At 34.2% G+C, this 12,576-nt stretch carries 12 protein-coding genes and 2 tRNA genes; all 14 read right to left on the bottom strand.

Annotation, left to right across the window (positions count from 1 at the left end):
* Positions 1-226: 226 nt before the first annotated feature.
* Positions 227-298 (bottom strand) — tRNA-Glu (locus B6K90_RS21590).
* Positions 299-309: 11 nt separating this feature from the next.
* Positions 310-386, bottom strand: a tRNA-Met gene (locus tag B6K90_RS21585).
* 156 nt (positions 387-542) lie between these two features.
* Positions 543-1,013, bottom strand: a complete 471-nt coding sequence (locus B6K90_RS21580; protein ID WP_056474447.1) for a S1 domain-containing RNA-binding protein — start codon at positions 1,011-1,013, stop codon at positions 543-545.
* A gap of 85 nt (positions 1,014-1,098) precedes the next feature.
* Entirely contained in the window at positions 1,099-1,476 is a 378-nt protein-coding gene (locus B6K90_RS21575) for an FtsB family cell division protein (protein ID WP_139840780.1), read from the bottom strand.
* The gene (gene yabQ / locus B6K90_RS21570) at positions 1,477-2,088 is read right to left on the bottom strand and encodes a spore cortex biosynthesis protein YabQ (RefSeq protein WP_088014780.1); all 612 of its coding nucleotides are present in this window, start codon (positions 2,086-2,088) and stop codon (positions 1,477-1,479) included.
* On the bottom strand, positions 2,085-2,390 hold the full coding sequence (gene yabP / locus B6K90_RS21565) for a sporulation protein YabP (protein ID WP_088014779.1): 306 nt from the start codon (positions 2,388-2,390) through the stop codon (positions 2,085-2,087). Before yabP ends, yabQ begins: the two co-directional genes overlap by 4 nt.
* Before the next feature lie 90 nt (positions 2,391-2,480).
* Complete coding sequence (locus B6K90_RS21560; protein WP_088014778.1) at positions 2,481-2,750, bottom strand: RNA-binding S4 domain-containing protein; 270 nt, start codon at positions 2,748-2,750, stop codon at positions 2,481-2,483.
* A 33-nt stretch (positions 2,751-2,783) separates the two neighbouring features.
* Positions 2,784-4,238, bottom strand: coding sequence for a bifunctional methyltransferase/pyrophosphohydrolase YabN (gene yabN / locus B6K90_RS21555; protein WP_088014777.1), 1,455 nt, complete (start codon positions 4,236-4,238; stop codon positions 2,784-2,786).
* 18 nt (positions 4,239-4,256) lie between these two features.
* Entirely contained in the window at positions 4,257-5,846 is a 1,590-nt protein-coding gene (locus tag B6K90_RS21550; protein ID WP_088014776.1) for a putative polysaccharide biosynthesis protein, read from the bottom strand.
* Between the two features lie 225 nt (positions 5,847-6,071).
* The gene (gene spoVT, locus B6K90_RS21545) at positions 6,072-6,608 is read right to left on the bottom strand and encodes a stage V sporulation protein T (RefSeq protein ID WP_088014775.1); all 537 of its coding nucleotides are present in this window, start codon (positions 6,606-6,608) and stop codon (positions 6,072-6,074) included.
* 232 nt (positions 6,609-6,840) lie between these two features.
* Complete coding sequence (mfd, locus tag B6K90_RS21540; protein ID WP_088014774.1) at positions 6,841-10,371, bottom strand: transcription-repair coupling factor; 3,531 nt, start codon at positions 10,369-10,371, stop codon at positions 6,841-6,843.
* A 229-nt stretch (positions 10,372-10,600) separates the two neighbouring features.
* Entirely contained in the window at positions 10,601-10,834 is a 234-nt protein-coding gene (locus tag B6K90_RS21535) for an anti-sigma-F factor Fin (protein ID WP_167555462.1), read from the bottom strand.
* 89 nt (positions 10,835-10,923) lie between these two features.
* On the bottom strand, positions 10,924-11,487 hold the full coding sequence (gene pth, locus B6K90_RS21530; protein ID WP_088014772.1) for an aminoacyl-tRNA hydrolase: 564 nt from the start codon (positions 11,485-11,487) through the stop codon (positions 10,924-10,926).
* A gap of 104 nt (positions 11,488-11,591) precedes the next feature.
* Positions 11,592-12,545, bottom strand: coding sequence for a ribose-phosphate diphosphokinase (locus B6K90_RS21525; protein WP_088014771.1), 954 nt, complete (start codon positions 12,543-12,545; stop codon positions 11,592-11,594).
* Positions 12,546-12,576: the final 31 nt, after the last annotated feature.

Raw genomic sequence — 12,576 nt, 5'->3', positions numbered from 1 at the left:
AGCTTTTACGTACAACTGTTTTACAAAATATGAGAAAAGCTTGCAGCATAATTTCTCTAATAGGGTAAAAGAAACGCAATTATTAAATTTTATGTCAATCGAAATTCAGAATAAAGAGAGAACGTATAGAATGAAGAAATTAATTTTAAAAGAAACTGAGGCATAGACAAGGAAAGAAAAAAACGCCTAGCCTCTCTTGTAGAGACTAAACGTTTTTGTTGTTGTATGACCCGTACGGGATTCGAACCCGTGTTACCGCCGTGAAAGGGCGGTGTCTTAACCACTTGACCAACGGGCCGTTAAAGGGAATGGTAGCGGCGGAGGGAGTCGAACCCACGACCTCACGGGTATGAACCGTACGCTCTAGCCAGCTGAGCTACACCGCCATTATCTTTAAACGACAAGATTTATATTATCATGGTACTAATTAACCGTCAATAGTTTTTTTACATGTTATTTTATTATTTTTTTCTAATACAAAAACGCACCCATTAAAGGGTGCGTGTTCTATATACCTATTTATGTCCTGACAAGGTAGGAAATTAGCCTCGACGAGCTCCGCGGCCACCACGTTTAGATTCTGTGTTACGTTTTAATGAAGCTAGACGATCTTCACTGTCTTTTAAGAATTTACTCATTTTTTGATCGAATGTTTCTTTAACCGGACGTTGATCCGAACGGTTTTGATTTTTACCACGGTTTCCACCACCGCCGCCTCCATATGAAGGTCTACTTTGACGAGGTCTTTGCTCACGCTCTCCCTCTTTTACTGGTGGACGTTCTTTCGCTTTTTTGATTGAAAGGCCAATTTTACCGTCTTTTTCAACATTAATTACTTTTACTTCTACTTCGTCGCCAACTTTTAAATGTTCGTTAATATCTTTAACATAGTTGTCAGCTACTTCACTAATGTGAACAAGTCCAGTTACTCCTTCTGGTAACTCAACAAAAGCACCAAAATTTGTAATCCCTGTAACTTTCCCACTAACTTTGCTGCCTACCTCAATTGACATAAAAAAAATGCTCCTCCTTAAAAATGTTTAACTGGATTTACTATATTATATAAAATTATAAAAACAAGTGTCAATGAAACGATAATTACTTGATATTGGGAAAGATTATTTCTCCTTTTTTAGAAAAAAATAAATTTTTCCTTGCTAACTCAATAATATATTGGTCATCGTTCAATTGGTCAATCATGCGCTTTGAATCTGATACCGTACTCTTTGTTTTCTTTAAATCAACCTTTGCTAGTTTTAATTGTTTTACTTTAGAAGAATAAACATGTTGCTGTGTTTCATAATGAGATTGTAATAAAAAAAATAGGGGGACAGATAAAAAGCAGAATAACGAAATGCGCACTAAAAACTTTTTAAAACTCCTTCTCCCAGTCTTAACACCTTGTTCCTCAACTAAAGTAATATTTTGTTTATCTTGAACTTGGCTAGTTAGATCCAACTTTCTCGCATGTTCCACCTATTTCTTCCTCCTATCTAAAAGGTCCTTTACTTTTTTAATAGTAGTAAGGAAGATATTCTTGAATTTTCTAAAAACTCCTTTAAATTGTATTAAATAGTTTTTGACTCGTTTTGGCACAAAAAACCAACATACTCTGCCGAAAAACAAGAGAATTGATAGTACAACGTTGTAAAGTAAACGGATTAGTCGAATAAGGAGTCCATAAATAAACAAAAGAATTACGATTATTACCTGAATAATCCACTTTATAGGTTTTACGATAAAAAATAAAATTAACTTTACTATAATGCGATAAATACTAATGACTAGCTGAATAACAAATTCTAATATCTTTTTATAAATCGTTCGAAAAAGACTTTGGTATGCCGCATAACCACAAAGTAAAGCCAATAGTAAATAAAACCTGAGTGCACCTTCATTAACTAAGTATAATACATAAAAAACTAGTAGAGCTTGAAAAATCCAAAATAATATATCAGTTGCAAATACAATCAGTCGATTACGAGTACCTCGATATAAAAAACGATGGTATGTATCTAGTGCCATACCAAGATAAGCACCCATACCGACCATCGCTATCATTGAGTAGAACTGAACGTTTAAGCTCATTTAAATAGCTTGCTAAAGATTCCTTTAGCTTTCCCCGAACTGTATTCGTCAATATAACAAAGTTCATTAATCTTTCCCTTTATCGCTACATGACCTTTTTCTACATCGAGGTTTTTCATTTGTAAATTATGACCTTTAATGTGCAAAAAACCTAAGGCTGTTTCTAATAGAAACTCTTCACTATCAAAGCTCTCAACCTGTTTTACTCCAGTAATTTCAAGATATCTTCTACTTTTTAACGATAAATCCTGTTCGATTATTTGGCTTGTATTTTTCGCATTTAACTCATATGGATTATTCATACTAGTCCCTCCATTTACATAAACTGTACCTCTTGTAAATCGATTCCTAATACAGTGTTATTTGTACAAGTATATGAAGGGACAACTTTTTTAGAACAAGCTATCTGACAGTTTTTCTTCGCTTATGATTGTATACATTGCGTCTGCTTCTTCTTTTCGAACAGTCTCTTTAAGTAAATTAATTTTTGCTGTAACGATTTTCTGTCCGAAACGAATTTTTAATTCGTCATTTACTTTGACTTCTGTAGATGCTTTTGCAACTGTACCGTTAATCATAATTCTTCCTTGATCAGCTACTTCTTTGGCAAGTGTACGACGTTTAATAATTCTCGATACTTTTAAAAATTTATCAAGTCTCATATTATATTCTCCTTATTTCTCATTCAATAGAGATCATTCGAATTTTTTTGCTTCATTCCATATTTCATCCATTTCTTCAAGAGATACATCAGAAAATGTTTTATTTATTTCACGAAGTCTAGATTCAATATATTGAAAACGTTTTGTAAATTTCATATTTGTTTTTAAAATCGCTTCTTCAGGATTTACATCAATAAAACGGGCTAAATTAACAATACTAAATAACAAATCACCAAGTTCAGCTTCAACTTTAGACTGTTCTTTTGATTTAATGGCATCAAGCACTTCAGTTAACTCTTCATTAACCTTATCTACTACTGGTGATAGTTCCTTCCAGTCAAACCCTACTTTCGCGGCTTTACTTTGAAGTTTCTCTGCTTTTAGTAATCCTGAAAGGTCCTTCGGTATGCCTGAAAGTACCGACTCAACTACATGTCCCTTTTCAGCTTGTTTTAATTCTTGCCAATTTTTTAATACATCTTTCTCATCATTCACATGAACTGTTGAAAATACATGCGGGTGACGATAGATTAGCTTACCTACTAAACCTTGAATTACATCTTTAATTGAGAAGTAGCCTTCATCTTCTCCAATTTGAGCATGTAGCATGACTTGAAGTAATACATCTCCGAGTTCCTCAATAATATGATCGTCATCTTCTTCGTCGATTGCTTCAAGTAGTTCATAAGCCTCTTCTAATAAGTACTTCTTTAATGATTCGTGGGTTTGCTTTTGGTCCCATGGGCATCCATTAGGGCCTCGTAAAGTAGCAATAACAGAGCGTAGTGTCTCAAATTGATGATATAGGTCTTCTTCATTTTTAACTGGAGGTACATAAACACTTGTCAAATTATTGATTGATGTATCGCGATCCAATTCAAACAATGGTACTCTTCTTATTTGCTCGTTTGAACTACCCGCTGCGGTAACAATAACTACCTCATAATCATCTGCAAGCTGCTCCATTAGCTTTAATTTCGTATGAGAGGCAGTCATTTGATCGTAAACCTGGCATATGATCAAATGCTGTCTATATGTAATGTATTCCGACTCTAAATCCGTTGCATCAACAAACTGGAAGCCTTCGATTGGATCAATCTTCAAACTAGTAAACATCGCATCTAAAAAGCTTTGTCCACCTTTGATATCTAGCTCGATACTTCCTTTATCTGCAAGCTCGATTAATAGCTGAACAGTTTTTTCCGCCACAAGAGGATGTCCCGGTACGGCGTATGTAATTTCCTCTTCTTCCGACGCTTTTACCAATAATTGAACAATTTCTTGATATACCTCTTCAAAACGATCATGTTTTTCATAAATTTCATCGAATGATTGAAATGTTAATCCATCTTTTTCTAATTCACTAATAACAGGGTGGTCTTTTGTACGTAAATAAAGATTGTCAGTTTTTTGTAACACCTTATAAATACCAAACGGAAGTTGATTAAGATCACCTGCTCCTAAACCTAAAACTGTAATCTTTTTCATGTTGATCCTCCTGTTCATTTAAGAAAGCCATTTTAGTAATTTTTCGCTTTTAACAATCGAGCTAAGCTCTTCTACTGTAAATAACTTAATTTTAATTAATACAACCGCAAATACTATTGCTCCTACAACCGCTGAAGATAGTGCTTCAACTAACATTCTTAAACGAAGCGGGTTAATAAACATTGCATATTTTTCAAATACATATTCATAACCATAAACACTACCATACATAACAGCTAAAGAAATTAGTAATTTCACAATAAACTTAAAGTCAAAAAATGTTACATTTGACAATTTATATATGTAAGCTAAGTTTAAAATCGTAACAATGATTAAAGCAGATACTGTTGAATATGCTGCTCCTTTAGATCCGATTTGCTCCATTAAAATAACATTTCCAATAAACTTAACACATCCTCCAGCAATTACATTTAAAGCTGGGATTAAGCTTTTTCCTAAACCTTGAGCGATAGAAGATGTCGTAATCGATACTCCAGCAAAGAAGATCGAAATACATAAAACAGTTAGGACATCCGTTCCTAAATCATTTCGATAAAGCATTATATTGGTCGGATGGATAATTGAAATTAAACCAATTGTTGCTGCTGCTCCAACTACTATACTTACTCTTATGGCACCTGAAATTCGATTATTTATAGAATGATGTTCTTTACGAACTAATTCACTAGATAAGTACGGAATTAGAGCCAGTGAAAAAGATGAAGCAATGACAGAGCCTAATTGAATTAGCGGAAATCCACGATCATAAATACCCTTTACTAGCTTAGCACCTTCAACATGATACCCATATTGTACTAATAACGGATAAAAAGAGAGTGAATCGATAAATTGAATGAATACAAGTACTAAACTACTTAAGCTTAGTAAGATACCTTGATACAAAATTGTTTTTAATTCTACACGATAGGTTTTAAGTAAACCAAATGATGGTATTGTTAAACCAGAGCCACGAAAAGAAACCCAATAAAAGAAGTACAGTATCGCTGCTATACTACCTAGTATTGAACCTGAAACAGCCCCTGCACCTACAATATAAAGATTGTCAGTCGTTTGCATTAAATAAAGTGACAGCACTAAAATCGTAACAACTCGAATTAATTGCTCAATCACTTGACTGACTGAAGTAGGTCCCATATCACCTAAACCCTGATAATATCCTCGAAATGCTGATGTTATTGGAACAAATAAAAAGCCAACACTAACTACACGAATTAACATCGCTAGATGATCATCACGCATAAATTTCGCTATACTATTACTTCCTACGTATAAAGTAAAGAAACATAATATACCAATGACTAACAACATCATAAATGTTGCATAAACCAAATCTTTAGCTCCTTTATCATCTTTTTTCGCCAATCTTTCAGCCACATAAGATGATAAAACTAAAGGAAAGCCATATGTAGAAAAAGCTAAAGCAATTGCATAGACAGGATATACCTGCTGGTAAATATAGTAACCTAAATCGCCAGCAATATTTTGATAAGGAATTTTATAAAACGCACTTAGTACTTTAGATAATAATGATGCCATTGTTATGAACAAAGCCCCTTGTAGGGCTGCTTTTTGCTTAGCTTTTTGCAAAAGGATAACAACTCCTTTGTTAGACGGTTCACCCTTTAATGTATTACATTATTAGGGCTTATGTAAAGAGTTGCCAAAAGAAAAAACCTCTCTTTTCCAAATTTAGCAAGTAAATGGTTTTCGTTTAAATGTGATTCCAGTAGATTATGTCAAAGGGAAGAATTGAAAAAACAAAGGCCAGTTAAGGTAAATCCCTTTACTGGCCCATGTGTACTACCTATATGATTATTGCTCCATTTGTCTAGCTAAGAAGTTAGTGGCAGTATCGATTGCTTTCTTTTCAACTTCAGAAATTGTCTTGTCTTTTGAAAAGATAACGACAGCTCCAATTGGATCCCCACTTGCGATGACTGCTCCTACTGCATAGGATTGGTATTTTTCAATTACACTTTCGATAAATGAAGCTTCCCCTGGCTCGCTAACTACTTTTGAGTTACGCTCTGCCATAGTTTTTTCGATAATATCACCAATGTTTTTGTTTAAGTATTCTTTTTTGGAAGCCCCTGCAACTGCTACAACTGAATCTCGGTCACTTATGATGATTGTATGTCCAAGTGTGTCGTAAAGTGCATCAGCGTATTCCTTTGCGAAATCACTTAATTCACTAATCGGTGAGTATTTCTTTAAAATGACTTCTCCATCTCGGTCCACAAATATTTCTAATGGATCACCTTCACGAATCCGTAAAGTTCTCCTAATTTCTTTTGGTATTACTACTCGACCTAAATCGTCAATTCGACGAACAATACCTGTTGCTTTCATACTTGTAAAGCGCCTCCTCACTTACTTGCATGTCTACGTTGATGAAAGATATCCGAGTGACAATGAGGTAAGGTCACCCTTAATTAATGATAGTATCCTACACAACGAAAGTTCTATACAAAATAAGTGAGATTTTTTAACACCTTTACTAAAAATATAGTACTGTAAGCACTTTTTGGTAACTTTTTATTACTTTATCGCCAAATTAAATGAAGCCACTCGTATTGTTTCCTTAAGCATTTACGCTCTCTTTTTTCACGTTCTTTAATCCATTAATTAAACCTTCTAGCGTCGTTAGCCAATCAGCTGGATTTTTTCCTTTTACGTCTAGCGTTACTTTTAATTTGGAGCCATCCATTCCTAGGCCAATACCTCTACCAAATGAATTACATAGTTGGAATAACTTCCCGCCATCAATATTAGCACTTGCCTTCTCAGAGAAATAAACACTTACTTCTGATTTAACTTGCTTAATAAGTTCAATCTTCTCGGCAATTGCTAAAAGCTTAATATGAGCAACTTGACATAGGTATCCTACTTCTAACGGGAAATCGCCAAAACGATCCATTAATTCGTCTTGTAAATCATTTAACTCTTCAAACGTTTCAATACGTCTAAATTGCTTGTACATCTCAATTTTTTGCTTACTATCTTGAATATACGTATCAGGTAAATAAGCATCTACTTCAATATCAATTTCAATTGAAATAATATCTTCTTTCTTAACTCCTCTACGTTGTTCGATTGCGTCTTTTAACATTTGAGAATATAAATCAAATCCAACCGAATCAATAAATCCATGTTGTTGTGCACCAAGTAGATTACCTGCACCTCGTATTGACAAGTCACGCATAGCAATTTTGAAACCTGAACCTAATTCTGTAAATTCTTTAATTGCTTGCAGGCGCTTCTCGGCAACTTCAGTCAATACTTTATCTTGTTTATATGTGAAATAAGCATAAGCTACTCTATTTGAACGTCCTACACGTCCTCTTAATTGATAAAGTGTTGATAAACCCATTCGATCTGCGTCATATACAATCAATGTATTAACATTTGGAATATCCACGCCTGTTTCGATAATTGTCGTGCTTACTAATACGTCATACTGGCCGTCCAAAAAGGCATACATAACTGATTCTAGTTCCCCTTCATTCATACGACCATGTGCTACAGCTACTTTTGCATCTGGTACAAGCATCGAAAGCTGTTCAGCCATACGTTCAATATCTTCAACTCGATTATATAAGAAATAAATTTGACCATCTCGAGCAAGCTCTCTTTCAATCGCTTCTCTCACTAATGCAGCATTATATTCAACTACATATGTTTGAACCGGAAAACGATTTTCTGGCGGTGTTTCGATAACTGATAAATCTCTTACTCCTAGCATTGACATATGCAATGTACGAGGGATTGGAGTTGCAGTTAACGTTAAAACATCTATATTTGCTTTTAACTGTTTTATTTTCTCTTTATGAGATACACCAAATCGTTGCTCTTCATCAATAATTAAAAGTCCTAAATCTTTATATTGAATATCCTTCGATAATAAACGATGTGTTCCAACTACTATATCGACAGAGCCCTCTTTTAAGCCTTTCATCGTTTCAAGCTGCTGTTTACGAGAACGGAAACGATTTAACAAACCAATATTGATTGGATGATCTTGAAACCTTTCCCTCAATGTTTCGAAATGCTGCTGTGCTAATATTGTAGTAGGAACTAGAAACGCAACTTGCTTACCTTCAACAATTGTTTTAAAAGCCGCTCGAATAGCTACTTCAGTTTTTCCGTATCCTACGTCACCACAAAGCAGTCGATCCATTGGACGTTCTCTTTCCATATCCTTTTTAATTTCATGAATTGATCTAAGTTGATCGTCAGTTTCCTGATAAGGAAATGAAGATTCGAATTCTTGTTGTTCCAGGCCATCAGGTGAAAAAGCGTAGCCCTTCGATGCTTCACGTTCTGCATAAAGCTTAATTAAGTCATCTGCTATATCCTGAACGGAGCCTTCAACCTTCTTCTTAACCTTTTTCCAATCAGTTCCACCGAGCTTATAAATCTTCGGCTCTTTACCTTCAGATCCAACATACTTTTGTACTTGATCTATTTGTTCAATCGGTACGAATAATTTGTCATCTCCATGATATCGAATATGTAAATAATCTTTATGAATACCATTAATCTCTAATGTTTCAATTCCAAGAAACTTACCAATACCATGATTTACATGAACGACATAATCTCCGACTTTTAATTCTGAGTAATTTTTTATTCGTTCTGCATTCGATAATTTTGTATTGATTCTTTTTTTCTTCTTAGCTTTCTTCGTAAATAACTCACGCTCTGTTATTAGAACAAATTTTTCTAAAGGAAGTTCAAATCCAGAACGTAGATCACCTTTCAAGATGTATACTTCACCATTTTTTATTTGCTCGAAAGAAGAAATAATTTTACCTTCAATTTTGTAATCTGCTAATATATTTTCAATTTTGTTCGTTCTTTCGTCAGTTTCGCCAAGCATAACGATTGTATATTTATTTTTCTTCCAACGATCTAATTCATTCTTTAACAAATTCATTTGACCATGGAACTCTTGCATCGATTTACATTGAATCGAAACTACCTGTTCAGGATGCGTATGTGGAACTCTTCTTGGAAAAAGACTCGTATGAATTTGTTGGCGCTTTCTTGAATGTAGTAATTCAAAAAAGTCATGTGAAAAACTTACTCCCTGTAACGCATTTCCTTCTGCTAGTAAGGATGTATACCACTCTGCCTCATCCTTTTTAAGCTGCTCTACAATTTCATGAACCCTCGAAATCTCATCAATAACGACAACAGTTTCCCTAGGAACATAATCTAGTAAACTAAATTGGTTTTCATAGATTAGACCAAAGTATTTGTATATTTGATCAATCAATTGTCCTTGCTTCAATTGCTCAAGGTCATAGGTTACCTTTTCGACCAATAACTCTTTTACTTGTTGATCACTTACTTTTGATAAGGTTGCTTTAAAAGCTTGTTCGATTCGTTGAACCCCTAATTGTAAGTCAGTTTTGGAAATAATCCTTTCTGTCGCTGGACCAATATGGACACTTTCATATTTTGTAATAGATCTTTGAGAATCAGGAGAAAATGAACGGATTGAATCGATTTCTGTATCAAAAAGTTCAATTCGAATAGGATCTTCATACGTTAGCGGGTAAATATCAAGAATTCCTCCGCGTACGCTAAACTCCCCTTTACTTTCGACCATCCCAACACGTTCATAACCCATTTGGACAAACTTTGAAATCAAATTCGATAAGTCAATTTCTTCACCAATTTCAAAATTGATTTGATAGCTAGACCATAATTCAGGAGATGGCAAATAGCCAATTAATCCCGATACAGGTGTAACTACTACTGATGGTTTTTTTGACATCAAACTGTTTAACGCGATTAGTCTTTGCGATCTAAGCTCTGGACTTGATACTGCAATCTCTGAGGCAATCAATTCGTTTGCAGGATATAAAAATACTTTATCTTCCCCAACTACTGATTTTAAGTCTTCCGATACTTTTTGAGCTTGAAGAAGATTATTTGTCACGATCAACTGTGTTTGTCCAGTTTCTTTAAAAACAGCACCAGCAAGCAACGTTTTCGCAGACCCCGTTAAGTTTGTAACCAATTGTTCTCTTAGCCCACTTTTTAGGCCATTTATTATTTTTTTAATATCTTTATACTGGTTAAATTGTTCAATTAAACCAATCACGAAGTCAATCTCCCCTAACAGTCAATCTAAGTAAACAATAATCTTAGTTGAAGTTTATATTTATAGTTTTTTAGTAATTTGCTCTGTTAATTAAAGAACTTTAAAGTCAATTCATTATCTAAGTAAAATAGCGGATTTTATTTTAAGGTTCATTTGCAGATTAACGCACTTCATCTTAACAGAGCCTAGAAAAAACAGAAAAACGCCTCAGTTATTAACCAAAGGCAATTTAATTTATGAAATTCTTATACTCATGGTAATGTGGAAACTCAGCTAGAGTCATTTCGCAATCCTCGCACACAATATAAATTACTTGATTAGGAGATTGAATAAAATTTACAAAATCGCTTAATTCTTCATCGAAAGAATGACAATACGAAGATGAAACTTGTAACAACTGTTGTTTTTCAATACTACCCATTTGTTTATAACAATAACGACACTGACAATCTAATAATTCCATTACTTCCTCCATACTACAAAAAATTCATATATACAGTATGGATTGTACTAACTATACTTATTCAATGTGAAAGTGTAAATTCCTGTTTTTTATTTTTTATTATATTGATTCATTACATCTACGAAAGAATGCTTTAAAAAATACTCACATGCATCTGCGGCTCTTTTTACCCCATCAACTACTTCAGCAATTTCTTCTTCAAAAAAGTTTGATAATACATGATTTACGACACTCATTCCATTTGACGGACGATCTACACCAATTCGAACACGTTGGAATTCTTGTGTTCCTAAATGCTGAATTAATGACTTTATACCATTATGTCCTCCAGCACTTCCTTTTGTACGTAAACGTAGCTTTCCGGTTGGAATATCCATTTCATCATATAAGACGACAAGGTCCTCTATATCAATATTAAAATAATCCATAAATGGTCTTACACATTCTCCTGACAAGTTCATGTATGTTAAAGGTTTTAACAAGAAGACCTTTTCTCCGTTTACAATTCCTGAAGTATAAATACCATTAAATTTTTGTTGGGTTAATGAAAAGCCCCAGCGGTGAGCTAATTCATCGATTGCAATGAACCCAATATTGTGTCGCGTTCTTTCATACTCTCTACCCGGATTGCCTAATCCTACAAACAACTTCATTTTATTACCCTCCATTCTAAATCACATGGTTATATTACGAAAAGACGTAACCACTTCTGGTTACGTCCTCTTATAAGTTTTAAAGCAAAGATGTAATTTTTATATTAATCAAATAACGTACTTACTGATTGCTCTTCATATACACGAATAATCGCTTCGCCTAGAAGGCCTGCAACTGATAATTCAACAAGTTTATCAGTCTTTTTATCTTCAGTAAGACAAATTGAATTTGTTACAACTAATTCTTTAATACAAGAGTTTTCGATACGATCAATTGCCGGTCCAGACAATACAGGGTGTGTACAACATGCATATACTTCTTTTGCACCATGCTCTACTAATGCATTAGCAGCAAGTGTAATTGTACCCGCTGTATCAATAATATCATCAATTAAAATAGCCGTTTTACCTTCAATATTACCGATGATGTTCATAACTTCAGCAACATTTGGTTTTGGACGACGTTTATCAATGATAGCAATCGGAGCTTTCAGACGATCTGCCATTTTACGAGCTCTTGTTACTCCACCATGATCAGGAGAAACAATTACGATATCTTCAAGCTGTTTTTTTCTAAAGTAATCTGAAAGGATAGGTACACCTAATAAGTGATCAATCGGAATGTCAAAGAATCCTTGAATTTGTGGTGCATGTAAATCAAGTGTAATCACTCGAGTTGAACCAGCAGTTTCAAGAAGATTTGCAACTAACTTTGATGTAATCGGCTCACGTGAACGTGCTTTTCGATCTTGACGAGCGTAACCGTAGTAAGGAATCACAATGTTAATTGTTTTTGCTGAAGCACGTTTTAAAGCATCTATCATAATTAATAATTCCATAATACTTTCGTTTACAGGGAAACTTGTTGATTGAATGATAAATACATCACAACCACGGATACTTTCCTCTATGTTAATTTGCACTTCTCCATCGCTAAAACGAGAAACCGAACATTTACCAAGCTCTACACCAATGTGCTTTGCAATTTCTTCAGCTAATTTAGGATTCGAGTTTAGAGTAAATACTTTTAAATGCTTGTCTGGATAATGATTAGGCATGTTTCGTGTACCCTCCGCTTTTTTCTTTTCT

The organism is Gottfriedia acidiceleris (assembly GCF_002128425.1).
Classification (GTDB): domain Bacteria; phylum Bacillota; class Bacilli; order Bacillales; family Bacillaceae_G; genus Gottfriedia; species Gottfriedia acidiceleris.
Note: the sequence above shows the minus strand (reverse complement) of the source record. Positions and strands in the feature narration are given on the sequence as shown.

Coding starts and splice junctions, on each gene's coding strand:
- B6K90_RS21580 (WP_056474447.1), bottom strand. CDS start 1,013: ATGTCAATTGAGGTAGGCAGCAAAGTTAGTGGGAAAGTTACAGGGATT.
- yabQ (WP_088014780.1), bottom strand. CDS start 2,088: ATGAGCTTAAACGTTCAGTTCTACTCAATGATAGCGATGGTCGGTATG.
- yabP (WP_088014779.1), bottom strand. CDS start 2,390: ATGAATAATCCATATGAGTTAAATGCGAAAAATACAAGCCAAATAATC.
- B6K90_RS21560 (WP_088014778.1), bottom strand. CDS start 2,750: ATGAGACTTGATAAATTTTTAAAAGTATCGAGAATTATTAAACGTCGT.
- yabN (WP_088014777.1), bottom strand. CDS start 4,238: ATGAAAAAGATTACAGTTTTAGGTTTAGGAGCAGGTGATCTTAATCAA.
- spoVT (WP_088014775.1), bottom strand. CDS start 6,608: ATGAAAGCAACAGGTATTGTTCGTCGAATTGACGATTTAGGTCGAGTA.
- B6K90_RS21535 (WP_167555462.1), bottom strand. CDS start 10,834: ATGGAATTATTAGATTGTCAGTGTCGTTATTGTTATAAACAAATGGGT.
- pth (WP_088014772.1), bottom strand. CDS start 11,487: ATGAAGTTGTTTGTAGGATTAGGCAATCCGGGTAGAGAGTATGAAAGA.
- B6K90_RS21525 (WP_088014771.1), bottom strand. CDS start 12,545: ATGCCTAATCATTATCCAGACAAGCATTTAAAAGTATTTACTCTAAAC.